Annotated in this window: 24 protein-coding genes and 1 tRNA gene; 16 read left to right on the forward strand and 9 right to left on the reverse strand. The window is 71.6% G+C overall.

All coding sequences use genetic code 11. From position 1 onward, the window contains the following. The first annotated feature begins 155 nt into the window (after positions 1 to 155). The 8 genes from ABZ027_RS17760 (at position 156) to ABZ027_RS17795 (ending at position 8,721) form a co-directional block, all read left to right on the forward strand. On the forward strand, positions 156 to 1,049 hold the full coding sequence (locus ABZ027_RS17760) for an FAD binding domain-containing protein (protein WP_356769191.1): 894 nt from the start codon (positions 156 to 158) through the stop codon (positions 1,047 to 1,049). Then, positions 1,046 to 3,121 (forward strand): 2Fe-2S iron-sulfur cluster-binding protein, encoded by a 2,076-nt coding sequence (locus tag ABZ027_RS17765; protein WP_356769193.1) that lies wholly within the window; start codon positions 1,046 to 1,048, stop codon positions 3,119 to 3,121. Before ABZ027_RS17760 ends, ABZ027_RS17765 begins: the two co-directional genes overlap by 4 nt. Continuing rightward, a complete protein-coding gene (locus ABZ027_RS17770) occupies positions 3,118 to 5,427 on the forward strand; it encodes a molybdopterin cofactor-binding domain-containing protein (RefSeq protein ID WP_356769195.1) in 2,310 nt (769 codons plus the stop codon). The genes ABZ027_RS17765 and ABZ027_RS17770 overlap by 4 nt, the downstream gene beginning before the upstream one ends. After that, a complete protein-coding gene (locus ABZ027_RS17775) occupies positions 5,424 to 5,561 on the forward strand; it encodes a hypothetical protein (RefSeq protein WP_356769197.1) in 138 nt (45 codons plus the stop codon). The genes ABZ027_RS17770 and ABZ027_RS17775 overlap by 4 nt, the downstream gene beginning before the upstream one ends. Positions 5,562 to 5,672: 111 nt before the next feature. Then, entirely contained in the window at positions 5,673 to 6,227 is a 555-nt protein-coding gene (locus ABZ027_RS17780) for an AAA family ATPase (RefSeq protein ID WP_356769199.1), read from the forward strand. A 131-nt stretch (positions 6,228 to 6,358) separates the two neighbouring features. After that, positions 6,359 to 7,519, forward strand: coding sequence for an SUKH-4 family immunity protein (locus tag ABZ027_RS17785; RefSeq protein ID WP_356769201.1), 1,161 nt, complete (start codon positions 6,359 to 6,361; stop codon positions 7,517 to 7,519). A 5-nt stretch (positions 7,520 to 7,524) separates the two neighbouring features. After that, a complete protein-coding gene (locus tag ABZ027_RS17790; RefSeq protein ID WP_356769203.1) occupies positions 7,525 to 8,052 on the forward strand; it encodes a GNAT family N-acetyltransferase in 528 nt (175 codons plus the stop codon). A gap of 69 nt (positions 8,053 to 8,121) precedes the next feature. Then, positions 8,122 to 8,721: an N-acetyltransferase gene (locus ABZ027_RS17795; protein ID WP_356769205.1), complete on the forward strand. Its 600-nt coding sequence runs from the start codon at positions 8,122 to 8,124 to the stop codon at positions 8,719 to 8,721. Between the two features lie 23 nt (positions 8,722 to 8,744). On the opposite strand, the gene ABZ027_RS17800 is transcribed toward ABZ027_RS17795, so the two are convergent. Further along, positions 8,745 to 8,819 (reverse strand) — tRNA-Cys (locus ABZ027_RS17800). A 216-nt stretch (positions 8,820 to 9,035) separates the two neighbouring features. Between ABZ027_RS17800 and ABZ027_RS17805 the strand changes: the two genes are divergently transcribed. From ABZ027_RS17805 to ABZ027_RS17830, 6 genes are all read left to right on the forward strand, one after another. Further along, entirely contained in the window at positions 9,036 to 10,559 is a 1,524-nt protein-coding gene (locus ABZ027_RS17805) for an MFS transporter (RefSeq protein WP_356769207.1), read from the forward strand. Between the two features lie 32 nt (positions 10,560 to 10,591). Further along, entirely contained in the window at positions 10,592 to 10,789 is a 198-nt protein-coding gene (locus ABZ027_RS17810) for a hypothetical protein (protein WP_124441851.1), read from the forward strand. Next, positions 10,789 to 11,157 (forward strand): Fic family protein, encoded by a 369-nt coding sequence (locus tag ABZ027_RS17815; RefSeq protein ID WP_356769209.1) that lies wholly within the window; start codon positions 10,789 to 10,791, stop codon positions 11,155 to 11,157. Before ABZ027_RS17810 ends, ABZ027_RS17815 begins: the two co-directional genes overlap by 1 nt. 226 nt (positions 11,158 to 11,383) lie before the next feature. Beyond that, the gene (locus ABZ027_RS17820) at positions 11,384 to 13,174 is read left to right on the forward strand and encodes a DEAD/DEAH box helicase (RefSeq protein ID WP_356769211.1); all 1,791 of its coding nucleotides are present in this window, start codon (positions 11,384 to 11,386) and stop codon (positions 13,172 to 13,174) included. Between the two features lie 427 nt (positions 13,175 to 13,601). After that, positions 13,602 to 14,243, forward strand: a complete 642-nt coding sequence (locus ABZ027_RS17825; RefSeq protein WP_356769213.1) for a helix-turn-helix domain-containing protein — start codon at positions 13,602 to 13,604, stop codon at positions 14,241 to 14,243. Positions 14,244 to 14,308: 65 nt separating this feature from the next. Next, positions 14,309 to 15,100: a S16 family serine protease gene (locus ABZ027_RS17830; protein ID WP_356769215.1), complete on the forward strand. Its 792-nt coding sequence runs from the start codon at positions 14,309 to 14,311 to the stop codon at positions 15,098 to 15,100. Here ABZ027_RS17830 and ABZ027_RS17835 read toward each other — a convergent pair. From ABZ027_RS17835 to ABZ027_RS17865, 7 genes are all read right to left on the reverse strand, one after another. Next, a complete protein-coding gene (locus tag ABZ027_RS17835; protein WP_356769217.1) occupies positions 15,090 to 15,287 on the reverse strand; it encodes a hypothetical protein in 198 nt (65 codons plus the stop codon). The genes ABZ027_RS17830 and ABZ027_RS17835 overlap by 11 nt on opposite strands. Positions 15,288 to 15,300: 13 nt before the next feature. Beyond that, positions 15,301 to 15,885 (reverse strand): helix-turn-helix domain-containing protein, encoded by a 585-nt coding sequence (locus tag ABZ027_RS17840; protein WP_356769219.1) that lies wholly within the window; start codon positions 15,883 to 15,885, stop codon positions 15,301 to 15,303. A gap of 81 nt (positions 15,886 to 15,966) precedes the next feature. Then, a complete protein-coding gene (locus ABZ027_RS17845) occupies positions 15,967 to 16,932 on the reverse strand; it encodes a glycine betaine ABC transporter substrate-binding protein (protein WP_356769221.1) in 966 nt (321 codons plus the stop codon). Beyond that, entirely contained in the window at positions 16,929 to 17,747 is an 819-nt protein-coding gene (locus ABZ027_RS17850) for an ABC transporter permease (protein ID WP_356769336.1), read from the reverse strand. The genes ABZ027_RS17845 and ABZ027_RS17850 overlap by 4 nt, the downstream gene beginning before the upstream one ends. Before the next feature lie 14 nt (positions 17,748 to 17,761). Then, positions 17,762 to 19,000 (reverse strand): betaine/proline/choline family ABC transporter ATP-binding protein, encoded by a 1,239-nt coding sequence (locus ABZ027_RS17855; protein WP_356769223.1) that lies wholly within the window; start codon positions 18,998 to 19,000, stop codon positions 17,762 to 17,764. After that, positions 18,993 to 19,640, reverse strand: a complete 648-nt coding sequence (locus ABZ027_RS17860) for an ABC transporter permease (RefSeq protein WP_356769338.1) — start codon at positions 19,638 to 19,640, stop codon at positions 18,993 to 18,995. Before ABZ027_RS17860 ends, ABZ027_RS17855 begins: the two co-directional genes overlap by 8 nt. Before the next feature lie 241 nt (positions 19,641 to 19,881). Next, positions 19,882 to 20,361, reverse strand: coding sequence for an Lrp/AsnC family transcriptional regulator (locus tag ABZ027_RS17865; RefSeq protein WP_356769225.1), 480 nt, complete (start codon positions 20,359 to 20,361; stop codon positions 19,882 to 19,884). A 125-nt stretch (positions 20,362 to 20,486) separates the two neighbouring features. Between ABZ027_RS17865 and hppD the strand changes: the two genes are divergently transcribed. Beyond that, a complete protein-coding gene (gene hppD / locus ABZ027_RS17870) occupies positions 20,487 to 21,632 on the forward strand; it encodes a 4-hydroxyphenylpyruvate dioxygenase (RefSeq protein WP_356769227.1) in 1,146 nt (381 codons plus the stop codon). Here the strand turns inward: hppD and ABZ027_RS17875 are convergent. Continuing rightward, the gene (locus ABZ027_RS17875) at positions 21,577 to 23,109 is read right to left on the reverse strand and encodes a tetratricopeptide repeat protein (protein ID WP_356769229.1); all 1,533 of its coding nucleotides are present in this window, start codon (positions 23,107 to 23,109) and stop codon (positions 21,577 to 21,579) included. The two genes, hppD and ABZ027_RS17875, sit on opposite strands and share 56 nt — an antisense overlap. A 92-nt stretch (positions 23,110 to 23,201) precedes the next feature. On the opposite strand from ABZ027_RS17875, the gene ABZ027_RS17880 reads away from it, so the two are divergent. Then, a complete protein-coding gene (locus ABZ027_RS17880; RefSeq protein ID WP_356769231.1) occupies positions 23,202 to 24,617 on the forward strand; it encodes an FAD-linked oxidase C-terminal domain-containing protein in 1,416 nt (471 codons plus the stop codon). The last annotated feature ends 2 nt before the right edge of the window (positions 24,618 to 24,619 follow it).

Raw genomic sequence — 24,619 nt, forward strand, 5'->3', positions numbered from 1 at the left:
CCTATCTCGCTGACGAGGTGGGCAAATGCCTCCTAGCGGACCCCCGTCTTCGGGTCCTGCGAAGATGTGCCAGAGTTGCCACGTCCGCCCTGTCAGCACGTACGGTACGGCAACACAGGCGGGACCAGGTGGGGCAGCGGGAAGGGGCAGCCGGTTTGACCACGCACGCACCGCAGGCGGCGCAGGCCGTCACCCTGCCCACAACGCTGGACGAGGCAGTGGCGGCGCTCACCGCCATGCCCGCAGCCGTGCCCGTGGCGGGCGGCACCGACCTGATGGCCGCCGTCAACTCGGGGCAGCTCAGGCCCGCCGCGCTGGTCGGCCTCGGCAAGATCAGCGAGATTCGCGGCTGGCAGTACCAGGACGGCCACGCCCTGCTCGGCGCGGGCCTCACCCACGCGCGGATGGGCCGTCCCGACTTCGCCGCCCTGATCCCGGCGCTCGCGGCCTCCGCGCGCGCCGCCGGCCCGCCGCAGATCCGTAACGCGGGCACCCTGGGCGGCAACATCGCCTCGGCCGCCCCCACGGGGGACGCTCTGCCGGTGCTGGCCGCCCTGGAGGCGACACTGATCATCGCGGGCCAGGGCGGAGCCCGCCGGGAGATCCCGGTGTCGCACCTGCTGGCCGGCATGGAGCTGCTGCGCGCCGGTGAACTCATCGGCTTCGTGCGGGTACCGCTCCTGCACGCGCCGCAGGTCTTCCTCAAGGCCACCGGACGCACCGGACCCGGGCGCGCCGTCGCCTCGGTGGCCCTCGTCCTCGACCCCGCCCGGCGTGCTGTCCGGTGCGCCGTCGGCGCCATAGCGCCGATGGCCCTCAGGCCACTGCAGGCCGAGCAGTGGGTCTCCCAACTGATCGACTGGGACAACAGCCGGGCCCTCGTCCCGGAGGCGCTCAGCGCCTTCGGCGAGTACGTCGCCGCGGCCTGCATCCCCGACCCGGTCCCGGCCGAGGACGGCTCCGTACAGCAGCTTCCGCCCGCCGTACTGCACCTGCGGCGCACCGTCGCCGCGCTGGCCCGACGAGCACTGGGGAGGGCGCTGTCGTGACCGACGACCAGCACGAAGAGGGCCGGCCCCAAAGCGCGGGCCGCTGGGACCCGTTGCCCCAGGGCGACTACGACGACGGCGCCACCGCCTTCGTGAAACTCCCCGAGGGGGGTGTCGAAGCCCTCCTGGCCTCCGCGGACAGCCCGCTGGCCGCGCCCGGTCACGGCTATGTGCCGCCGCAGATAACGGTCAACCCGAACACCGGCGCGGGCACCGACCCGGCGGGCACGGGCTCCTGGGCGATGCCACCCGCGCCCGCCGAGGGTGCCCGGTGGCCCGACCCGAACGCGGTGCCCCACATCACCGCTGACGACCGGTACACGTACAACCCGGGTGCCACCGGGCAGTGGAACTTCGAGGAGACGGGTGCGGCGGAAGCCGCGCGGGCCGCGGCGGCGCAGGGCCACGACGTCACCGGCCAGTGGTCGATCCCGGTTGCCGACGGCGACCTCCCGGACGAATCGGGCGAGTTCACCACGTCGTCCCTGGTGGAGCAGTGGGGCGGCACTCCGCCGGCCACCCTGCCGGGCGGCGCTTCCGCCCCCTGGGCGACGGAGCCGACGGGGCAGCCCTGGGGGCAGCCGCCCGCGACGCAGGACCAGCCGACGGACCAGGGTCATGGCCACGGCCACCGAACCGGCCACGAGGCCCAGCAGCCCAGCGGCTCCGGGCAGGGATACGGGCAGTCGGCAGCACCCGAGTTCGACCGGCCGGCGAGCGCCGAGTACACGCACGGCCGGCCTTCGGGGCCCGGGGCCGGGTCCGCCTACGACGACCCGTCGGCCGGTGCCGACCACGGGCACGATCAGCCGACGGACGGCTGGTCCGACTTCGACCGGCCGGCGGCCTCCGGCGACGCGCACGAACAGCACGAGACACACGGCGGCGTCCCGTCGCCCGTCCCGCACACGCGGGAACCGCATCAGCCCGAGCACCACGCACCCGAGCACCGCACCCCGGAGCACCACGCCCCGGAGACGCACGCGGCCGACCCGTACGCTCCCGAGGCGCCCGACCAGGAGCTCCACGCCCAGGACCGGCCCGCGCCCGAGGCGCACACGCCCGAGGCCGACGCGCCCGAGGAGCCGCACCCGGCCGGTTACGAGCAGCCGCCGGCCCATGCGTCCGAGCAGCCCCAGTCGCTCCCGCCCGAGCGGCACCCCGGCGAGACGTCCACCGACGAACCCGACGAGACCGGCACAGCCGCCGCACACCGCCCCCACGGGCACGGTGAGGCCGCCGAGGCCGCCGAGGCGGCAGAACACGCCCAGCAGGCCGTAGCGACTGCCGAGACAGCCGTCGAGGCCGTCGTGGACGCCGCCGAGTCCGAGCCCGACCCCGCCCCGCACGCCGAGTCCGCACCGGAGTTCGCCGGGGAGCCCGCGGACGAGGACCCCAAGGCGGAGGACGGGGCACCCGCGCCCTCTGGCGAGGAACACCCGCTCGCCTCCTACGTCCTGCGGGTCAACGGCGTCGAACGCCCCGTCCCAGACGCCTGGATCGGCGAGTCGCTGCTCTACGTGCTGCGTGAGCGGCTCGGCCTCGCGGGCGCCAAGGACGGCTGCTCGCAGGGCGAGTGCGGCGCCTGCAACGTCCAGGTCGACGGCCGGCTCGTCGCGTCCTGCCTGGTCCCGGCCGTGACCGCGGCAGGCAGCGAGGTCCGTACCGTCGAGGGGCTCGCCGTCGACGGACAGCCCTCGGACGTACAGCGGGCGCTCGCGAAGTGCGGCGCGGTGCAGTGCGGCTTCTGCGTGCCGGGCATGGCGATGACCCTGCACGACCTGCTGGAGGGCAACCCGGCGCCGACCGAGATGGAGACCCGCCAGGCGCTGTGCGGCAACCTCTGCCGGTGCTCCGGCTACCGGGGCGTCGTGGACGCCGTCAAGGAGGTCGTCGCGGAACGCGAGGCGCACTCCGAGGCGGACGCTGAGACGGACGCGGACGAGGCACGTATTCCGCACCAGGCGGGACCGGGCGCCGGCGGGGTCAACCGGTCGGCGTTCGAACCGGCCTCGCACGACCGGACGTACGGAACCGGACAGGCACAGGGACAGGACGGAGGGCAGGCGTGAGCAACGAAGCCGCCACCGCGACCACCGCCGCGGAGGCAGCACCCGCTCCCGAGCCGATCCCGCACGGCCTCGGGGTGTCCCTGACGGCCGCCGAGGCCCAGGCCAAGACCGAGGGCACCTTCCCGTACGCGGCCGACCTGTGGGCCGAGGGCCTGCTGTGGGCGGCCGTGCTGCGCGCCCCGCACCCGCACGCCCGCATCCTGTCCATCGACACCTCCCACGCGCGTGAGATGCCCGGCGTACGGGCCGTCGTCACGCACGAGGACGTGCCCGGCAGTCCGCTGCACGGCCGCGGCAGACCCGACCGTCCGGTGTTCGCCTCCGAGGTCGTACGCCACCACGGCGAGCCCATCGCGGCCGTCGCCGCCGACCACCCCGACACCGCGCGGATGGCCGCGGCCGCCGTCATCGTCGAGTACGAGGTGCTCGACCCGGTGACCGACCCGGAACAGGCCTTCGAGGCCGAGGCGTTGCACCCCGACGGCAACCTGATCCGGCACATCCCGCTGCGCCACGGCGACCCGGAAGCGGTCGGCGACATCGTGGTAGAGGGCCTGTACCGCATCGGCCGCCAGGACCCGGCCCCCATCGGCGCCGAGGCCGGACTCGCCGTGCCGCGGCCCGACGGCGGCGTGGAACTGTACGTGGCCTCCACGGACCCGCACACCGACCGCGACACCGCGGCCGCCTGCTACGGCCTGGAACCGGAGCGCGTGAAGGTCGTCGTCACCGGTGTGCCCGGCGCCACCGCCGACCGCGAGGACCAGGGTTTCCAGCTTCCGCTGGGTCTGCTGGCGCTCCGGACCGGCTGCCCGGTCAAGATCACCGCGACCCGCGAGGAGTCCTTCCTGGGTCACGCGCACCGGCATCCGACGCTGCTGCGGTACCGCCACCACGCCGACGCCGAGGGCAGGCTGGTGAAGGTCGAGGCCCAGATCCTGCTCGACGCCGGCGCGTACGCGGACACCTCGTCCGAGTCGCTGGCCGCCGCGGTCTCGTTCGCCTGCGGCCCGTACGTCGTCCCGAACGCCTTCATCGAGGGCTGGGCCGTGCGCACCAACAACCCGCCCTCCGGCCATGTGCGCGGCGAGGGCGCGATGCAGGTGTGCGCCGCCTACGAGGCGCAGATGGACAAGCTGGCCAAGAAGCTCGGCGTCGACCCGGCGGAGCTGCGGCTGCGCAACGTGATGGCCACCGGGGACCTCCTGCCGACCGGCCAGTCGGTGACCTGCCCGGCGCCGGTCGCCGAACTGCTGCAGGCCGTACGGGACTTCCCGCTGCCCGCGCTCCCCAAGGACACGCCCGAGGATCAGTGGCTGCTGCCCGGCGGGCCCGAGGGCGCGGGCGAACCGGGCGCGGTGCGCCGGGGCGTCGGCTACGGCCTGGGCATGGTGCACATGCTGGGTGCGGAGGGCACGGACGAGGTCTCCACGGCCACCGTCCGGGTCCAGGACGGCGTGGCGACGGTGCTGTGCGCGGCGGTGGAGACCGGCCAGGGCTTCACCACACTGGCCCGGCAGATCGTCCAGGAGACCCTCGGTATCGACGAGGTCCACGTGGCCCCCGTCGACACCGACCAGCCGCCGGCCGGCCCGAGCTGCCGCGGCCGCCACACCTGGGTGTCGGGCGGTGCGGTGGAACGCGCGGCGAAGATGGTCCGTACGCAGCTGCTGCAGCCCCTGGCGCACAAGTTCGGCATGTCCACCGAGCTGCTCCAGATCGCCGACGGCAAGATCACCTCGTACGACGGCGTGCTGTCGACCACCGTCACCGAGGAGATGGACGGCAAGGAGCTGTGGGCGACGGCCCAGTGCCGCCCGCACCCGACCGAACCGCTGGACGAGACCGGCCAGGGCGACGCCTTCGTGGGGCTCGCCTTCTGCGCGATCCGCGCCGTCGTGGACGTCGACATCGAGCTGGGCTCGGTGCGGGTGGTGGAGCTGGCGCTCGCCCAGGACGTCGGCCGGGTCCTGAACCCGGCCCAGCTGGCGGCACGCATCGAGGCGGGAGTCACGCAGGGCGTGGGCATCGCGCTCACCGAGAACCTGCGCAGCAACCGCGGGGTGATCCGCCACCCCGACCTCACCGGGTACGCCCTGCCGACGGCCCTGGACGCCCCGGACATCCGGATCGTGAAGCTGGTCGAGGAACGGGACGTGGTCGCCCCCTTCGGGGCGAAGGCGGCCAGCGCGGTCCCGGTGGTGACGTCCCCCGCGGCGATCGCCTCCGCGGTCCGCGCCGCTACGGGCCGCCCCGTCAACCGACTCCCGATCCGCCCGCAGGCGGCGGTGGTGACCTCCCAGTGAGCGGGCCGCGGCCCGGCCCTGGCGAGCAGCCGCGCTACGAACCCCCGCCCGGCGTGGGGAAGCTGGCGCTGTGGATCCTGCTGTTCGTGGTGGCGGCGGTCGTGGTCGTGGTGGGTGGCGTGTACTTCGCGTGATACGCGGGGCGCGGCACGTGCACGGGGGTGTGGGTGAGGCGGGGGCCCGCGACGCGCGGGCGTCCGGGACGTGATGGTGAGAGCCGGGCTTGACGAGGGGGGCGGGGACGTATGCACGGGGTCGTGGTCATCACCGGCGTGATGGCGGCCGGGAAGTCGACGGTGGCGCAGGCCCTGGCGGAGAGGCTGCCGAGGGCCGCGCATGTCCGGGGTGACGTCTTCCGGCGGATGATCGTGTCGGGGCGCGAGGATTTCACGCCCGGGGCCGAGCCCGGCGGTGCGGCCGAGGCCCAACTCCGGCTGCGTTACCGGCTGTCGGCGGCGACGGCGGACGCGTACGCGGAGGCGGGATTCACCGCGGTCGTGCAGGACGTGCTGCTGGGGCCGGAACTGGCGTCGTACGTCGAACTGGTCCGCACCCGCCCGCTGCACGTCGTCGTGCTGGCGCCGGACACCGAAACCGTCGCCGCCCGCGAGGCGGGACGGGCGAAGACCGGCTACGGGACCGGCGACCCGGCCGAGGACGCCTGGTCGATCGAGGGGCTGAACCAGGGGCTGCGGACGTCGACACCGCGGATCGGCCTGTGGATGGACACCTCCACGCTGACAGTGGCGGAGACGGTGGACGCGATCGTGGCTGGACGGGAACGCGCCAGGGTGCTTTGACGTCTTCCTGGTCCGGGGGCGTTGTCAGTGGTGGCGCGTAGTGTTCTGAGCAGTGGGGGGACGGCTGCCGGAGCTGGTCGGGCCGTGCGTGCCCCGGGCGGGACTGTGAGCACGTACACACGGGGGAACACATGAGTACGACGACCGACGCCGGCCCGGCGACGATCAGACTGACCGAGGCCGAACTGGATCCCTACGTCACGCACGCGTCGACGCGCAGCTGGCTGACGGGCCCCGGACTGCCCGGCGACAGCTGCCTGTTCACGTTCGCCGAGCTGCGCCGGAGCGGCCTGCGGAGAGTGGCGGACTCGGTCGGCGTCCCGGACCGCGCGGTGGCGGATCTGCGCGACCAACTGGTGCTGGGCGGGCTGGCAGGCCTGGACGGGCAGGAAACACGGCCGCTGCTGCTCGACGGCGCCACCGGCGAGGTCTCGACGACGTCCTTCTTCCGCGCCCGTCCCGACCTGATGGACCGCGCCCCGCTGGCGCCCTCGCTGCCCACCCTGGTGCGTTTCGCGACGGCGACCGAGGAACTGACCTGCCGACGCGGGCGGTTCGCCTCCTACGCCGGCCGTTTCGGACCGAAGGTGGTCGAGGACGCCACACGGCAGCTGCTGGCGGTGTTCGAGGAGGACATGGGCGCCGAGGTGCCGGCGTTCTGGAAGATCGCGGCCCTGATCCGTCCGTTGGCCCTGGTGGCGGGCCCGGGCTCGGCCGCCGGACTCGCCCTGGACCTCCCGCCCCGTCTCCTGGACCAGGAGTTCGGCCGGGGCAAGATGATGCGCTTCGAGGACATCGACTTCCCCACCACGCTCACCCACGAGCCGACCCGTCGTTTCCTGCGCGACACCGGCCTGCCCGACGACGGCACCCTGTTCTGCCTCGACACGGACATGCCGCTGCCGACCCTCGCCGAGAGCTGCGCCGACGAGCGGGCGGACGGCCTCCCGGCCCGCGCCGGCCACCTCATACGCCTCGGCCACCTCGTCCAGGACAACAGCCTGGTCGTCGACGGCGAGACGGGCGCGGTCCTGCACTGGAGCGAGTCCGACGCCACTCTGCACCCGTTGAACACCGACGTCTCCACCCTCGCCTTCACTCTCTGGCTGCTGCACCGGGAGAGAACGATCGACGGTGCGCTGGCCCATGAACTGACCCACCAGCACTACGCCCAGGTCGCCACGACGATGATCCAGCTCCTGTCGGCCATCGACCCGGCGGCGACCACGGCCGCCGCCGACTGGCACTACTGGACGAAGCTGTTCCAGGACGAGGACTGCGGGGTGCTCTGACCCTCATGGCAGATGCTGACCCCGCACTGCAGATAGGGAGACCCCCGAAGGTGAAGGTCAAGAACATCACCGTCCGCCAGGCCGAACCCGGTGAACTGGCCACGGTCGCCGGACTCCGCTGGCGCTGGATCGTCGAGAACGGCACCGCCCCCGAAACCCTCGACCGCGACGACTTCGAACGGCACTTCGTCGCCTGGGCCGCCGAGAACGCGTCCTCACACCGCTGCATGGTCCTCGTCCGTGACACCGAGATCATCGGCATGGCCTGGCTCGCGATCGTCCCCCGCGTCCCGACCCCGCACGCCCTGCACCGCGCCTCCGGCGACCTGCAGTGCGTGTACGTCGTCCCCCAGGCCCGCGACTTGGGCCTCGGCGGTCGTCTCATCGACGCCGTCCTGTCCACCGCCCGCGACCTGGGCCTCGAACGAGTCACGGTCCACTCGACATCCCGAGCGATACCGGCGTACACCCGCCAAGGCTTCGAGAACTCACCGCGGTTGCTGCACACGCGGGTCGACGGCGCGACCCCGTGACTCCCGGGGGCCGCACCTGGTACGTATTTGCCTCGCGCACGAACCGCACCGCGACTTACCCTCGCGGCCATGACGTCACACGATGCCCCCGAGGGCTCCCAGATCGCCCCTGGTGGTGCCGGGCTGTCGATCCGGCAGGAGACCGCTGACGACCACCGAGAGGTGCGCGAGGTTCATACGCGCGCCTTCGGTGACAGCGAGCGCGTTCCCGGGCTCGTGGAGGCACTTCGTGTCGCGGAGGCCGCGTTGGCGCCGATGTCCTTCGTCGCCACCGCAGATGACCGGGTCGTGGGGCATGTCCTGCTGAGCGCGGCGCGGTTGGACGCGCCCCGCCGGATCGTTGACGTCCTGACCCTGTCACCGCTGGGTGTGGCCCCGGAGTTCCAGCGCCAGGGCATCGGCACTCGGCTCATCGCACACGCCCTCGCGGCCGCCGACAGCCAGGGTGTGCCGGCGGTGTTCCTGGAGGGTTCGCCGGCCTACTACGGCACGCGCGGCTTCGAGGGCGCCGGCACGGCGGGTTTCCGTTCCCCGTCGCTGCGTATCCCGGAAGCCGCGTTCCAGGTCGCCCGGCTGTCCGCCCACGAGCCGTGGATGACGGGCACCTTCGTCTACTCCGAGGTCTTCTGGGCCTACGACTGCGTCGGCCTGCGCGACCCGGAGGCCTGAGGCGCTCCCGCACGGTCAGGCACTGGAGGCCGTGGCGGGATTCGAACCCACGTAACTCGCTTTGCAGGCGAGCCCCTGAACCACTCGGGCACACGGCCGTGTCGGTGGAGCGTGGTGCTCCTGCCGAACCCGGTGGAACGACCGTATGGCGTGGTGGGAAGGGGGCTCAAGAGAAAGCCTGGGGCTGCAATGGGACTGCCACACCGCGTTCATGAAAGGGGACGGGGGCCGGGGTGGTCGTACGACCAAGGTCTGAGGTCGGGGCAGGCTTCAGACAGGGGTCAAAGTCGTTCGTGGCTCTTACGCTGGCGACCATGACCGCCCTGGAACGCCGTGACGCCGAGGTCGCGGACCTAGCCGCCTCATCCTCCGGCCCGGCGCGGGACGAGACCGTGTTGAGCCGTCCGCTTCGGGCGCTCAGCATCGGCATCGTCTCCGTCGTGCTGCTGATCGCTTTCGAGGCGACCGCGGTCGGGACGGCGATGCCGGTCGCGGCGCGCGAGCTGCACGGGGTGTCGTTGTACGCGTTCGCGTTCTCCGGGTACTTCACGACCAGCCTGTTCGGGATGGTGCTCGCCGGGCAGTGGTCGGACCGGCGGGGCCCGCTCGGGGCGCTGACCACGGGGATCGCCGCCTTCGCCGCGGGGCTGCTGTTGGCGGGGACGGCGAGCGCGATGTGGCTGTTCATCCTCGGGCGGGCCGTGCAGGGGCTCGGGGGCGGGCTGGTGATCGTCGCGTTGTACGTCGTGGTGGGGCGGGCGTACCCGGAGCGGTTGCGTCCGGCCATCATGGCGGCCTTCGCCGCGAGTTGGGTCGTGCCGTCGATCGTCGGTCCGCTCGCCGCGGGTGCGGTGACCGAGCACCTCGGCTGGCGTTGGGTGTTCATCGGGATTCCGGTGCTGGTGGTGTTCCCGCTGGCGCTCGCGCTGCCGCAGATACGGCGGCGGGCGGCCGGTCCGGTGATCGCTCCGTTCGCCGACGCCGACGACCGCAGCGGCCTCGGCAGCGACAGCGGTTCCGTGAAGCGTGGGCGGTCCGTGCGAGGCCGCGGCTCCTTCGACCGGCGGCGTATCCGGCTCGCGTTGGGGATCTCCCTCGGCGCGGGGCTGCTCCAGTACGCGGCGCAGGATCTGCGGTGGTTCTCGCTGGCCCCCGGTGCGGTGGGTGCCGCGCTGCTCGTGCCGGCCGCCCTGGGGCTGCTGCCGCGCGGCACGTACCGGGCGGCGCGCGGACTGCCGTCCGTGGTGCTGCTGCGCGGGGTCGCCGCGGGGTCCTTCATCTCGGCCGAGTCCTTCGTGCCGTTGATGCTGGTCACCCAGCGGGGGCTGTCCCCGACGCTGGCCGGGTTCTCGCTCGCGGCGGGCGGCGGGACGTGGGCGCTGGGGTCGTGGGTGCAGTCCCGGCCGCGCGTGGAGCCGTACCAACAACGGCTGATGACGGTGGGGATGGTGCTGGTCGCCGCCGCGATCGCCGCCGCGCCCAGTGTGCTGATCCCGTCCGTGCCCGCCTGGACCGTCGCCGTCGCCTGGGCCTTCGGCTGCTTCGGCATGGGCCTGGTGATTTCCTCCACCAGCGTGCTCCTGCTCAAGCTCTCCGCCCCGGAGGAGGCCGGCACCAACTCCGCCGCCCTCCAGATCTCCGACGGCCTCTCCAACGTGATCCTGCTCTCGACGGGCGGCGCGGCCTTCGCGGCCCTGGGCGGCGGGACGGTGCGCCACGCGGCGACAGAGGCGTCCGGTGCGCATCCTGCCGCGTTCGTGGCCGTGTTCCTGCCGATGGCGGGGGTGGCGTTGGTGGGGGCTTGGGTGGCTGCCCGGGTTCGGGTGCTATCCGGGTGACACTAAGTGGTACCACGTAGTACCGTCGGTACATGGCTGGACTGAACCTGCGATTCACGGACGAAGAGCTTGATGCGCTGCGGGAGCGGGCGGCGGCGGAGGGGCGCAGCATGCAGGCGTTCGCGCACGACGCGGTGATCGCGGCCATCAACGAGCACTCGCGGCTGTTCAACGAGGCCGCCGAGCATGTGCTGAAGGCCAGTGCCGAATTGAACAGGCGACTCGCCTGATGCACTACCTCACGATGCCCGAGCTGCTGAACCTCGCTCAGCGGCTCAGGGCGGACGAGGTGCGCGACTACGGGCTGCTGGACTCCGCGCTGGCGCGCCCCCAGTCGAGCGTGTTCGGGCAGGACGCCTACCCGGACGTGTGGCAGAAGGCGGCCGCGCACATGGAGTCCCTCGCTCGCAACCATGGTCTGGTCGACGGCAACAAGCGCATCGCCTGGTACGCGACCTGGGTCTACCTGCACATGAACGGGCGTCCTCTGGACCCGGACTTCGACGTCGACGAGGCCGAACGGTTCGTACTGGACGTCTGCCAGGGTGCCTTGGACGTACCCAAGATCGCGGCCCTGCTGCCGCGCTTCGCGCGCTGACGCGACGCCGTACCTTCTCTTGCTGTGACGTGAGTCCCACCTGCGGGCCCCCCGGCCTTGTTCGAACATGATCGCCGCCGGGCCGCCGGTAGGGTGGCCCGGTTGTCATACGTAGCCGAGCAGTTCCACCAGTTCGCCGAGCCGTCCGCCCGTCGTCCGCCGTCGCCGTAGTCGACAGTCGACGCACTTCGCGTGGTCCCTCGCACTCGACCCACCAACGGAGACCGTGACTACCACCGCCGCCTCCTCCCATCACCTGTCGCCCGCGTTCCCCGGCCGCGCGCCCTGGGGCACGGCCAGCAAGCTGCGTGCCTGGCAGCAAGGGGCGATGGACAACTACATCCAGGAGCAGCCACGTGACTTCCTCGCGGTCGCCACGCCCGGCGCCGGCAAGACGACCTTCGCGCTGACGCTGGCGTCCTGGCTGCTGCACCACCATGTCGTGCAGCAGGTCACCGTGGTCGCGCCGACCGAGCACCTGAAGAAGCAGTGGGCCGAGGCGGCCGCCCGGATAGGGATCAAGCTGGACCCGGAGTACAGCGCGGGGCCGCTCGGCAAGGACTACCACGGTGTCGCGGTGACGTACGCGGGTGTCGGCGTACGGCCCATGCTGCACCGCAACCGGGTCGAGCAGCGCAAGACGCTCGTGATCCTCGACGAGATCCACCACGCCGGTGACAGCAAGTCGTGGGGTGAGGCGTGTCTGGAGGCCTTCGAGCCGGCCACCCGGCGGCTCGCGCTCACCGGTACGCCCTTCAGGTCCGACACCAATCCCATTCCCTTCGTGACCTACGAGGAGGGCAACGACGGGATTCGGCGGTCGGCGGCCGACTACACGTACGGGTACGGGTCGGCCCTGTCCGACGGGGTCGTCCGCCCGGTGATCTTCCTGTCCTACAGCGGCAACATGCGGTGGCGCACCAAGGCCGGCGACGAGATCGCCGCCCGGCTCGGCGAGCCGATGACCAAGGACGCCGTCAGCCAGGCCTGGCGTACGGCCCTCGACCCGCGCGGCGAGTGGATGCCGAGCGTGCTGCGGGCGGCCGACCAGCGGCTGACCGAGGTCAGGAAGGCCATCCCGGACGCGGGCGCCCTGGTCATCGCCTCGGACCAGGACTCCGCCCGCGCCTACGCCAAGCTCATCCGTGAGATCACGGGCAGCAAGGCGACCCTGGTGCTGTCCGACGACGCCGGGGCGTCCAGCAGGATCGACGACTTCAGCGCGAGCGACGACCGGTGGATGGTCGCGGTGCGGATGGTGTCCGAGGGCGTCGACGTACCGCGGCTCGCCGTCGGTGTGTACGCCACCACCATCTCGACGCCCCTCTTCTTCGCCCAGGCCGTCGGGCGTTTCGTACGGTCCCGGCGGCGCGGCGAGACCGCCTCCGTCTTCCTGCCCACCGTCCCCGACCTCCTCACCTTCGCCAACGAGATGGAGGTGGAACGGGACCACGCCCTCGACAAGCCGAAGAAGGAGGGCGAGGAGGACCCGTACGCCGAGTCCGAGAAGGAGATGGACGAGGCGAACAAGGAGCAGGACGAGGACACCGGCGAGCAGGAGCAGTTCTCCTTCGAGGCACTGGAGTCCGAGGCGGTCTTCGACCGGGTCCTCTACGACGGTGCCGAGTTCGGCATGCAGGCCCACCCGGGCAGCGAGGAGGAGCAGGACTACCTCGGGATCCCGGGACTGCTGGAGCCGGACCAGGTGCAGCTCCTCCTCCAGAAACGCCAGGCCCGGCAGATCGCGCACAGCCGCAAGAAGCCGGACGACGAGGCTGACCTGCTCGAACTGCCCGCCGAGCGGCGGCCGGTGGTCTCGCACAAGGAGATGATGGAGCTGCGCAAGCAGCTCAACACGATGGTCGGTGCGTACGTCCACCAGAGCGGCAAGCCGCACGGGGTCATCCACACCGAGCTGCGCCGCGTGTGCGGTGGGCCGCCGAGTGCGGAGGCCACGGCGGGACAGTTGCGGCAGCGGATCGCCAAGGTGCAGGAGTGGGCTACGCGCATGCGGTGACGCTGGGCGCTGTGCCTTGGCGGGCGGGCGGTCAGGTCAGGGGGGTGGCTGTCGTGGGGCGGGTGCGGGTTGGTGGGGGCTTGGCGCGCAGTTCCCCGCGCCCCTTAGGTGGGGCTTCGGCGCGCTCGATCACAAGTCCCCCGGGTCAGGTCTCCGAACCCCAAATGCATCCAAAGCGGACGGGTTTGGCTTGGTGGTTGACCGGATTCTGGACGGAGGCTTCCGCTCAGCGAACCGGCTTCGCTACTGTCCCGCTACGCATACGCCCCGTGGCAGCGCCGCCGCGGAGCGCAGCCGTGAAGCGACGCGGTCCGGACAGGCCGGGCCGCCGGCCGATCGGCGGCCTCTTCAGCGCGTCGCCGACGGGACTCGGTCACGCATCTGCCGCGACGGGGGCTGCCGACTCACCACTTAAGGAGTGGGCGTCGTGACCGCGGAGACCTCTCAGACGCTCGACCGGGGACTGCGCGTCCTCAAGCTGCTCGCCGACACGGATCACGGGCTGACCGTCACCGAGCTTTCCCACAAACTGGGCGTGAACCGGACCGTCGTCTACCGGTTGCTCGCCACCCTGGAGCAGCACGCCCTCGTACGGCGTGACCTGGGCGGACGGGCACGGGTGGGCCTCGGCGTGCTGAGGCTGGGCCGGCAGGTGCATCCGCTGGTACGGGAGGCCGCGCTGCCGGCGTTGCGATCGCTGGCCGAGGACATCGGGGCGACGGCCCATCTGACCTTGGTGGACGGGGCGGACGCCTTGGCCGTGGCCGTCGTCGAACCCTCGTGGACCGACTACCACGTGGCCTACCGGGCCGGGTTCCGGCATCCCCTGGACCGGGGAGCCGCGGGGCGCGCGATACTCGCCGCGCGGCAACACGTGCCGGAGGGCCCCGGGTACACCCTGACGCACGGGGAGCTGGAGGCGGGAGCCTGCGGGGCCGCGGCGCCGCTGATCGGCGTCACCGGCGTCGAGGGCAGTGTCGGGGTCGTGATGCTGGCGGACGCGGTGCCGGAGAGGGTGGGGCCGCGGGTGATGGACGCGGCCCGGGAAGTGGCCGAGGCGTTGCGCTGACGGCCCCGATGCACGGGGGCCCACCTGCGCCTGGCCGGAATCCACCCCCGCGTTAGATTGATCCCGTGCTTTCTCGTCTCTCGCGCCCCCGGGCCGTCACCGTCTGCGCCCTGCCCGTCGTGGGCCTGATCGCCACGGCGGTCTTCGCGCCGTTGCCGTTCTCGCTCACGCAGCCCGGTCTGACCGCGAACGTGCTCGGCGAGAACAAGGGCACCGAGGTGATCACGATCTCCGGCGCTCCCACCCGGGAGACAAGCGGGCAGCTGCGTATGACCACGATCGAGGCGACCAATCCGGACACCCGGGTCTCGCTCGGCGACGTGATCGACAGCTGGTTCCGCACCGACCAGGCGGTCATGCCGCGGGACGCGGTCTACCCGAGCGGGCAGAGCGTCAAGGAGATCGAGAAGCACAACACCGCGGAGATGGAGCAGTCCCAGGACGCGGCGACCGAGGCCGCCCTGAACTACCTGAAGCTCGACGACAAGGACGTCAAGGTCACCCTGAAGCTCGCCGACGTCGGCGGCCCCAGCGCCGGTCTGCTCTTCACCCTCGGCATCATCGACAAGCTGAACGGCGACGGCAGCGGCGGCGACCTCACCGGCGGCCGCACCATCGCCGGTACGGGCACGATCGACGCCGGCGGTGAGGTCGGCGCGGTCGGGGGAGTGGCCCTGAAGACGCAGGCCGCGCGCAGGGACGGGGCGACGGTGTTCCTGGTCCCCAAGGCGGAGTGCTCCGACGCGAAGGCCGAACTGCCGAAGGGGCTCCGCCTGATTCCGGTGACCACGCTCAAGAGCGCGGTGAACTCACTGACGGCGCTGGAGAGCGGGAAGGGTTCCGTCCCTAGCTGCTAGGGCTGGGGGAGAGGGCCGGTTTCGGGGTCGCCAGTCGTAAGCCGACCTCCACCAGGGTCCAGCCGAGGCGGGTACGGAGATCGTGCGGCGGCTTGGCGTGGGTGGCGGCGAGGCGGTGGGCATCGGCCTGGGCGCGGAGTTCGGCGGCGCGGGTGTGGTGCAGGGTGAGGTGGGTTTCGGGGTGCATCGGGCGGTGCCTCTCAGTCAGTGGTGATCGGGAAGGCGTGCGTGTGCAGGCGTACCTGGGCCACGTCGGCGTCGTCCTCGGTCGCTGCCCGGTCGCGGTAGGTGTCGATCAGCGCGTGCATTTTCTCGATGAGTTCGCGGGTGAGCTCGGGTGTCAGCCGTAGCGTCGCGCTGCTCATGTCCCAGACTCGGTTCCACTCCTCGGGCCAGGAGGCTCGGTTGCCCAGCCAGGTCGAGAGGTCCTGGGTCTGGGTGGTCGCGATCTGGTGCAGGTACATGTCGGCCGCCCCGCGTACTGCTGGATCGACGTCCGAGAGCAGTGCGTCGTCGAACCGCAGGCCTTGGTGGACCGCCTTCCACCACCGCTCCCGGCCCTTGCCTCGGTCAGGAGCGTCTTCGACGAAGCCGTGGGTGGCGAGCTGGCGCAGGTGGTAGCTGGTGGCGCCGCTCGACTCGCCCAGTTTCTCGGCGAGTTGGGACGCGGTGGCAGGTCCCCCGAAGCGCAGGGCGTCGAGGAGCTGCATCCGCAGGGGGTGCGCGAGTCCCCGGAGGGAGCGGGCGTCGAGACTGCGGACCTGCGGGGCCTTGGGGTCGTCCATGCGTACAAAGATAGCGTTGCAAAGCTTCCTTTGCAACCAACCTTTTGCATCACCACCCCCGAAAGTCCCCACCCCCCGCCCCTACTTGACGAACCCCTCCCCCTTCAACCACTCCAACGCCACCGCATGCGGATCCTCCCCCTCGACATCCACCTTCGCGTTCAGCTCCTGCGCCACCGAGTTGTCCAGCTTCCTGGTGATCGGGTCGAGGACGTTCGCGATCGCCGGCCACTTCTCGAAGGTGGCCGTGCGGATCATGGGCGCCGCGTTGTAGTTCGGGAAGAACTTCCGGTCGTCCTGGGTCACGACCAGGTGCATCGACCTGATCCTGCCGTCCGTGGTGTACACCTCGCCGTAGGTGCAGGCGCCCTTGGCGGTCTGGGTGTAGATGATGCCGGTGTCCATCTGGGTGATGTTGCGGGCCGGGAGGTCCATGCCGTACGTCTTCTCCAGGCCCGGCAACCCGTCCGCGCGGTTGGCGAACTCGCCCTCCACGCACAGCGTCACCGCACCGGGATCGGACTTCGACAACCTCGCGACGTCCGACAGTGTCGTCGTGCGGTACTTCTTGTAGTTGGCCTGGTTCGTCGCCAGCGCGTAGGTGTTGTTCATCGGCGCCGGCGGCAGCCAGGTCAGCCCCTTCCTCGCGTCCGCGTCACGTACCGCCCGCCACTGCCGCCGCGGATCGGGAATCGGCTCGCTGTTGCCCAGGTACGTGATCCAGGCGGTCCCCGTGTACTCGTACGCGGCGTCCGCGTCGCCGTTCTCGACGGCCGCCCTGGTGCCGACGGAGCCCTGGATGCCGGTGCGGTCGAGCACCTGCGCGCCGGCCGCCTCGAAGGCGATGCCCATGATCGCGCCGAGGATCAGCTGCTCGGTGAACTGCTTGGACACGACGGTGAGTTCGGCGCCCTTCAACGGCCTGCCCCGCCCGATCGTGCCGGGCGAGACGTCGTCGACCATGGGGGAGCCGCTGGTCAGACCGCAGCCGGCCACCGCGACCAGCACCACGGCCGCCGACAGACAGGTGCGCCTTCGCGTGATCATGTGCGCACGTCCAGACCGCGCGGGCGCAGCAGCAGTTCGGCGAGCGAGGCCAGCCAGTCCACCAGCAGGGCGAGGGAGACGGTGAGGACCGAGCCGAGCACCAGCACCGGCATGCGCTGACTGGTGATGCCGGTGGTGATCAGCACACCGAGGCCGCCGCCTCCGCCGAAGGTTGCCAGGGTCGCCGTGCCGACGTTGAGGACCAGGGCCGTACGCACACCGGCGAGGATCAGCGGGACGGCCAGTGGGAGTTCCACCCGCCCGAGCACGCCCCACGGTGACATGCCGATGCCGCGCGCCGCCTCCAGCAGTGTCGGGTCGTTGGCCTTCAGGCCCGCGATCGTGTTCGACAGGACGGGGAGGACGGCGTAGCTGATGATGCCGATCAGTGCCGCCTTCATGCCGATGCCCAGCCAGATCACCAGCAGCGCCAGCAGGCCGATCGCCGGGGTCGCCTGACCCATGTTGGCGAAGGCCATCGCCACCGGGGTCGCCTTGCGGAACGCCCGCCGGGTCAGCAGGATGCCCAGCGGGATCGCGATGATCAGCACGAAGAACGTCGAGATCACCGTCAGTTCGATCTGTTGCCGCAGCGCCTTCGTCACCTGGCCGTTCGACAGCGCGTTCTCGGTGAGCGGGTCGAGGTCGGCCCGTTCGAACCACAGCCAGGTCGCCAGCAGTACCGCCACCAGCGCCGCGGGCAGGAACGTCAGCTTCTGCCAGGTGACGCGCGGCTTCAACGGACCCGGCGGTGGCGGCGGGGCCTCCGCCTCGACCTCTCCGGGGCCCTCGTTGTCCGGCGGGCGGGCGGTCACGCCGACGGGGACGCTCACGCCTTCCTCTCCCCTCCGTCGCCCTCCTGCTCGGCGTGGGTCTGGGTGGCCCGCAGCTCCGCCAGGTCGTGCCGGTGCGCGATCGCCTCCAGCCGGTCGGCCTCCAGCAGCTCGTGCACGGAGTTCATCAGAGTCTCCACGTCCACCACGCCCGTGTACTCGCCGCGCCGCCCGATGACCGCGACCCGCCCCGCGCTGTCCGTGAGTACCGCCTCCAGCGCGTCCCGCACGGTCGCGTCCCGGGTCACCGTGTCGCTCACCAGCGTCCCGGCGCGGGCGAGCGAACCCTTGGCGCGCATCAGGTCCCCGCGCCGGAGCCACTTGTACGGCCGGCCGTGCCCGTCGAGCAGCAGGATCTCGCTCGTGCTGCTGGAGCGGAGCTTGGTGAAGATCTCCTGGAGCGGGTCGTCCACGGCCACCGTCGGATAGTCGGTGATCTCCACGTCCCGTACGCGGGTGAGGTTGAGGCGCTTCAGCGCCGCCCCCGCGCCCACGAAACCGGACACGAAGTCGTCGGCCGGATTGGTGAGGATCGCCTCCGGGGTGTCGAACTGGGCGATGTGCGAGTGTTCGCGCAGGACGGCGATCCGGTCGCCCAGCTTGATCGCCTCGTCGAAGTCGTGCGTGACGAAGACGATGGTCTTGCGCAGCTCGTGCTGGAGCCGGATCAGCTCGTCCTGGAGGTGGTCCCGGGTGATCGGGTCCACGGCGCCGAACGGCTCGTCCATCAGCAGGACCGGGGGATCGGCGGCCAGCGCCCGGGCCACGCCCACCCGCTGCTGCTGACCGCCGGACAGCTGACGCGGATAGCGGCCGCGGAACTCGCCGGGATCCAGCCCGACCAGGTCCAGCATCTCCTCGACCCGGTCCTTGATCCGCCCCTTCGGCCAGCCGACCATCCTCGGGACCAGCGCGATGTTCTGGGCGACGGTCATGTGCGGGAAGAGACCTGAGGCCTGGATGGCGTAGCCGACCCTGCGGCGCAGCCTGACCGGATCCATGTCGGTCACGTCCTCGCCGCCGATCCGGATGCGACCGCCCGACGGCTCGATCAACCTGTTGATCATCTTCAGTGTCGTCGACTTACCGCATCCCGACGGGCCGACGAAGATGACGATCTCGCCCGCCTTGATCTCCATGGAGACGTTGTCGACGGCCGGGCCCGGACTGCCCGGATACCGCTTGGTGAGGTTCTCCAGCTCGATGGACGCGCCCAGGGCCGCTGTCTCAGCCACGGATCCCCCGGGGGATGGTCAGCCGCCCGATCAGGACGTACGCGGCGTCGAACAGCAGGGCCAGGACGACGATCCCGAGGGTGCCCGCGAGGACCTGGTTGAGCGCGTTCCTGCTGCCCAGGGACGCCAGACCCCGGAAGATCACATTGCCCAGGCCGGGCCCGGAGGCGTACGCCGCGATCGCCGCGATGCCCATCAGCATCTGGGTGGAGATCCGGATCCCGGTCAGGATCGGCGGCCAGGCCAGCGGCAGCTCGACCCGTACCAGTCGCGTCAGCCGGGACATTCCGATGCCGTTCGCCGCGTCCACCAGCGCGGGGTCGACCCCGCGCAGTCCGACGATCGCGTTGCGCACGATCGGCAGCAGCCCGTACAGCGTCAACGCGATCACCGTGGGCGGCACACCCAGGCCCACCAGGGGGATGAGCAGACCGATCATGGCGAGCGACGGAACGGTCAGGATGATCGAGGCGGTCGTGGTCGCGAGGCCGCCGGCCCACTGGCTGCGGGAGGTGGCCACGCCGATGAGCACCCCGATCAGCGTCGCCATGACCATGCACTGGAAGACGACACTCGCGTGCTGGTAGGCGTCCGTCAGCAGCTGCTGGTGGCTGGTGCCGAGGTACTCCCAGAAGTTCACTCCGCTCACCCCAGGTCGGCTAGGCCCTGTCGTTTGGATCACCCCGGCGTCGCGGGGTCTGGCACGCACATCTGCGGCGTTGTCGTCGGTTGCCAACTCCCCCACGCTCGGCTTCGCTCGCGCGGGGGGACCCCCACCGCGTTGTCGCCCTCCTCCGCCTTGCAGCTGCACGCACCAGACCCCGCTCGGGTTGGCCGGAAGGCACCGTGACCTGTAGCCGTCCTGATCCAAACGACAGGGCCTAGGTTCCCTCCGTGTCCTGAGCCGCCTGCTCCACCAGGGGGATGACCCGCAGCGGAACGGGGTTCTCCATGACGATGGCGGTGGAGGCCCGGACAATGCCATCAAAACCGACAACCCGGTCGATGACCCGCTGGAGATCGGCGTTCGAGCGGGCCACGAGCCGGCACATCATGTCCCCGCTCCCGGTGGTGGTGTGCAGCTCCAGCACCTCCGGAACGGTCGCCAAGTGTGCCCGGACGTCCGCCCCTTGCCCCTGCCTGATCTGCAGCGTCGCGAACGCCGTGACCGGATAGCCGAGCGCCGCCGGATCCACCTCGGGACCGAACCCGCGGATGACTCCGTTCGACTGAAGCCGGTCGAGCCGCGCCTGCACCGTCCCCCTCGCGACCCCCAGTCGCCGGGACATCTCCAGCACCCCGATCCGCGGCTCCCGCGCCAGCAGCACGATGATCCGCCCGTCCAGCCGGTCGATCCCCATGTCAGCCCTCCGGACCCTGGTCATCCTGTACAGAAAGACCGCCAATGCGGCCCTGTCGCTGGTCATGTTGTCCAGCGAAAACACGAACCGTTGCGCACCTTGCCGCCACGGACGACGCTACCGTTATGACGCAGACCACACAGCACACTCCCGACACCGCCCGGCAGGCCGACCCCTTCCCGGTCAAGGGAATGGACGCCGTCGTCTTCGCCGTGGGCAACGCCAAGCAGGCGGCGCACTACTACTCCACCGCCTTCGGCATGCGGCTGGTCGCCTACTCCGGACCGGAGAACGGCAGCCGCGAGACCGCCTCCTACGTGCTGGAGAACGGCTCCGCCCGCTTCGTGTTCACCTCCGTCATCAAGGCCGCCACCCCCTGGGGCCACTTCCTCGCCCAGCACGTGGCCGAGCACGGCGACGGCGTGGTCGACCTCGCCATCGAGGTACCGGACGCCCGCGCCGCGTACGCCTACGCCGTCGAGCACGGCGCCCGCTCGATCACCGAGCCGTACGACATCAAGGACGAGCACGGCACCGTCGTCCTCGCCGCGATCGCCACCTACGGCGAGACCCGCCACACCCTGGTCGAGCGCACCGGCTACGACGGCCCCTACCTCCCCGGATACGAGCACGCCGAGCCCATCGTCGAGCCGCCCGCCCACCGCACCTTCCAGGCCGTCGACCACTGCGTCGGCAACGTCGAGCTCGGCCGGATGAACGAGTGGGTCGGCTTCTACAACAAGGTCATGGGCTTCACGAACATGAAGGAGTTCGTGGGCGACGACATCGCCACCGAGTACAGCGCGCTGATGTCGAAGGTCGTCGCCGACGGCACCCTCAAGGTCAAGTTCCCGATCAACGAGCCCGCCATCGCCAAGAAGAAGTCCCAGATCGACGAGTACCTGGAGTTCTACGGCGGCGCCGGCGTCCAGCACATCGCGCTCAACACCAACGACATCGTCCAGACCGTACGGACGATGCGGGCGGCCGGGGTGCGGTTCCTCGACACCCCGGACTCGTACTACGACACCCTCGGCGAGTGGGCCGGCGAGACCCGCGTCCCGGTCGAGACCCTGCGCGAGCTGAAGATCCTCGCCGACCGCGACGAGGACGGCTACTTGCTGCAGATCTTCACCAAGCCGGTCCAGGACCGCCCGACGGTGTTCTTCGAGATCATCGAACGCCATGGCTCGATGGGGTTCGGCAAGGGCAACTTCAAGGCCCTGTTCGAGGCGATCGAACGGGAACAGGACAAGAGGGGCAACCTGTAGTCACTCCTTTCGCGTCCGTCGCCGGCATCTCCATCGCCGGCACCTCCATCACCGGCACGTCCCGCAAGGACGGCTCACCCAGCTCGGCCAGCGCCGCCCGAGCCGCCCGCGCGTGGACCGGCGAGAAGTACGGGTTGATCCGCAGCGCCTCCCGAAGGTGCCTGCGGGCCGGCCCGTACCGCTCCAGCTCCCGCTCGATCATGCCCCGGTGAAAGGCGTACGGCGCACTCCGAACGCCCCCACCGCGCACCCCGTCCGTCGCCAGGGTCGCGAAGCGCAACGCCTCCCGGTGCTCCCCGGCCCGGTGCAGCGCCCACCCCAGCGCGTCGGCCACCGCGATCCCCGGCTGCCGCGCCCACTCGGCCCGCAGCCGCCGCACTGCCGACCTCGCGTCACCGTGGTCCGCCTCGAACCGGCCGAGCACCAGCTCCTCGTCCACCCCGCCCGCGGCGGCCTCACGCACCCGCGCCCGCAACAGGTCGTACCGCTCCCGGGCGGGCCGCCCGAGCCCCAGCGACTCGTACAGCTCGCCCAGTTCCAGCGCGTACTGCGGGCACGGCTGATCGGCCAGCGCCGCCCGGTAGGCGCTCAGCGCCTCCGTCGTGCGCCCCAGCGCCGCCAGCACCCGCCCCTGCCCGGCCTGCGCGGCCGACTGGTCCGGGTCGAGGCGGAGGGCCTCCCGGAAGTACCGCAGCGCGACCCTCGGTTCACCGCGCTCCCAGGCCAGCTGCCCGGCCCGCTCCAGATACGCCGCCCGCTCGGCCGGCGCCCGCGCGCCCGCCGCCGCGTCGGACAACGCGACAGCCGCGTCCTCCCGTCGCCCCCCGTCCCGGTAGACGGCCGCCGCCCGCGCCAGCACGGCCGGCCCGGACCGCAGCTTCATCAGTCGGCCCAGCGCCCCCCGGGCCGCCTTCAGGTCACCGAGCCCCGTGTAGGCGTCGATCAGCGGCGGATACGTCGTCCAGCGCCCGGGTGCGGCCTGCTGGGCGGCCCGGGCCCAGGTCAGCGCCGCCCGGAAGTCCCGGCGCGCGTTCGCCAGGGCCGCCAGCCCGCCGAGCGTCTCGGCGTCGCGCTTCCCCCGCACCTCCAGCGACCTGCGCAGTGCCCGCTCGGCCTTCGGGTAGTACACCGGGTCCGCGGTGCGCCGCCCCTGCTCCACGTACGCCGCCCCGAGCACCGCCCACGATCCCGCGTCCCCGGGACGCGCGCGCACCCGCGCCTCGCGTTCGCCGATCAGCACCGCCAGGTCGGGCAGCGCGGCCGGCGCCCCCGCGGCCACCGCCGCTCGGGCCCGCGCCGCCGGCGCCCGTGCCCGGGTCGCCTCACCCTCCCGGGGCAGCAGCGTCAGCACCCCGCCGAGGACGGCGCAGGCGGCGACGGAGACGACCAGGACCCGACGGTCCCTGATCCGCCTGCCCTTCAGCCACCTGCCCCACGGCCCGCCCACCGGCGAAGGAGCCTCCTCGTGGTTCTCCATGGCGCTCACTGTGCGTCAACCGGAGAACCACCCTCCGCCATACGGCGGCTGCCCCACACGGGGTTCACACCGATGGCCCCGGGTGCCAAGCTGTGATCATGAGCCGTATCGAAGCGCCTCGCGAGGAAGACACGGCAGGCACCGGCAACCTCCTCGACCGTCTGCTGGACGGCCTGCCCGCCGACGCCGTCCTCACCGATCCGGACGTCACGGCCTCCTACGCCAACGACATGGCCAGCTTCTGCCCGGCCGGTACCCCCGCCGTGGTCGTCCTGCCGCGCACGGTCGAACAGGTCCAGCACGTCATGCGCACCGCCACCGCACTGCGCGTCCCGGTCGTCCCGCAGGGCGCCCGCACCGGTCTGTCGGGCGGGGCCAACGCCTCCGACGGCTGCGTCGTGCTGTCCCTGACGAAGATGGACCGGATCCTGGAGATCAACCCGGTCGACCGTGTCGCCGTCGTCGAACCGGGTGTCGTCAACGCCACGCTCTCCCGCGCGGTGGGCGAACACGGCCTCTACTACCCGCCCGATCCCTCCAGCTGGGAGATGTGCACGATCGGCGGCAACATCGGCACCGCCTCGGGCGGCCTGTGCTGCGTGAAGTACGGAGTGACCGCGGAGTACGTCCTCGGACTCGACGTGGTGCTGGCCGACGGGCGGCTCATGTCCACCGGCCGCCGTACCGCCAAGGGCGTCGCCGGGTACGACCTGACCCGCCTCTTCGTCGGCTCGGAGGGCTCGCTCGGCATCGTCGTGGGGGCCACCCTGGCGCTGCGGCCGAAACCCCCCGAGCAGCTGGTGCTGGCGGCCGAGTTCTCGTCCGGGGCCGCCGCCTGCGACGCCGTGTGCCGGATCATGGCGGGCGGCCATGTGCCGTCCCTCCTCGAACTGATGGACCGTACGACGGTGAAGGCCGTCAACGACCTCGCGCACATGGGACTGCCGGAGAGCACCGAGGCCCTCCTCCTGGCCGCCTTCGACACCCCGGACCCTGCCGCCGACCTGGCTGCCCTCGGCGCGCTGTGCGAGGCGGCCGGCGCCACCCAGGTCGTCCCGGCCGACGACCTGGCCGAGTCCGAACTGCTCCTCCAGGCGCGGCGGTTGTCGCTCACCGCGCTCGAAGCGGTCAAGGGCACCACGATGATCGACGACGTGTGCGTGCCCCGGTCGAGGCTCGGCGAGATGCTCGAAGGGACCGAGCGGATCGCCGAGAAGTACCAGCTGACCATCGGGGTCGTCGCGCACGCCGGCGACGGCAACACCCACCCCACGGTCTGCTTCGACGCCCAGGACCCCGAGGAGTCCCGGCGCGCCCGCGAGTCCTTCGACGAGATCATGGCCCTCGGACTGGAACTCGGCGGCACGATCACCGGCGAACACGGCGTGGGCGTCCTGAAGAAGGAGTGGCTGGCCCGCGAGATCGGCCCGGTCGGGGTGGAGATGCAACGGCAGATCAAGCAGGTGTTCGATCCGCTGGGCATCCTCAACCCCGGCAAGCTCTTCTGACC

The organism is Streptomyces sp. NPDC006332, assembly GCF_040612855.1.
Lineage (GTDB): Bacteria > Actinomycetota > Actinomycetes > Streptomycetales > Streptomycetaceae > Streptomyces.

Excerpts from the sequence above, each read along its gene's own strand:
- ABZ027_RS17835 (WP_356769217.1), bottom strand. The coding sequence starts at position 15,287 with ATGCACCCCGAAACCCACCTCACCCTGCACCACACCCGCGCCGCCGAA.
- ABZ027_RS17840 (WP_356769219.1), bottom strand. The coding sequence starts at position 15,885 with ATGGACGACCCCAAGGCCCCGCAGGTCCGCAGTCTCGACGCCCGCTCC.
- ABZ027_RS17795 (WP_356769205.1), top strand. The coding sequence starts at position 8,122 with ATGACGTCACACGATGCCCCCGAGGGCTCCCAGATCGCCCCTGGTGGT.
- ABZ027_RS17790 (WP_356769203.1), top strand. The coding sequence starts at position 7,525 with ATGGCAGATGCTGACCCCGCACTGCAGATAGGGAGACCCCCGAAGGTG.
- ABZ027_RS17785 (WP_356769201.1), top strand. The coding sequence starts at position 6,359 with ATGAGTACGACGACCGACGCCGGCCCGGCGACGATCAGACTGACCGAG.
- ABZ027_RS17805 (WP_356769207.1), top strand. The coding sequence starts at position 9,036 with ATGACCGCCCTGGAACGCCGTGACGCCGAGGTCGCGGACCTAGCCGCC.
- ABZ027_RS17780 (WP_356769199.1), top strand. The coding sequence starts at position 5,673 with ATGCACGGGGTCGTGGTCATCACCGGCGTGATGGCGGCCGGGAAGTCG.
- ABZ027_RS17810 (WP_124441851.1), top strand. The coding sequence starts at position 10,592 with ATGGCTGGACTGAACCTGCGATTCACGGACGAAGAGCTTGATGCGCTG.
- ABZ027_RS17845 (WP_356769221.1), bottom strand. The coding sequence starts at position 16,932 with ATGATCACGCGAAGGCGCACCTGTCTGTCGGCGGCCGTGGTGCTGGTC.
- ABZ027_RS17815 (WP_356769209.1), top strand. The coding sequence starts at position 10,789 with ATGCACTACCTCACGATGCCCGAGCTGCTGAACCTCGCTCAGCGGCTC.
- ABZ027_RS17865 (WP_356769225.1), bottom strand. The coding sequence starts at position 20,361 with ATGGGGATCGACCGGCTGGACGGGCGGATCATCGTGCTGCTGGCGCGG.
- hppD (WP_356769227.1), top strand. The coding sequence starts at position 20,487 with ATGACGCAGACCACACAGCACACTCCCGACACCGCCCGGCAGGCCGAC.
- ABZ027_RS17875 (WP_356769229.1), bottom strand. The coding sequence starts at position 23,109 with ATGGAGAACCACGAGGAGGCTCCTTCGCCGGTGGGCGGGCCGTGGGGC.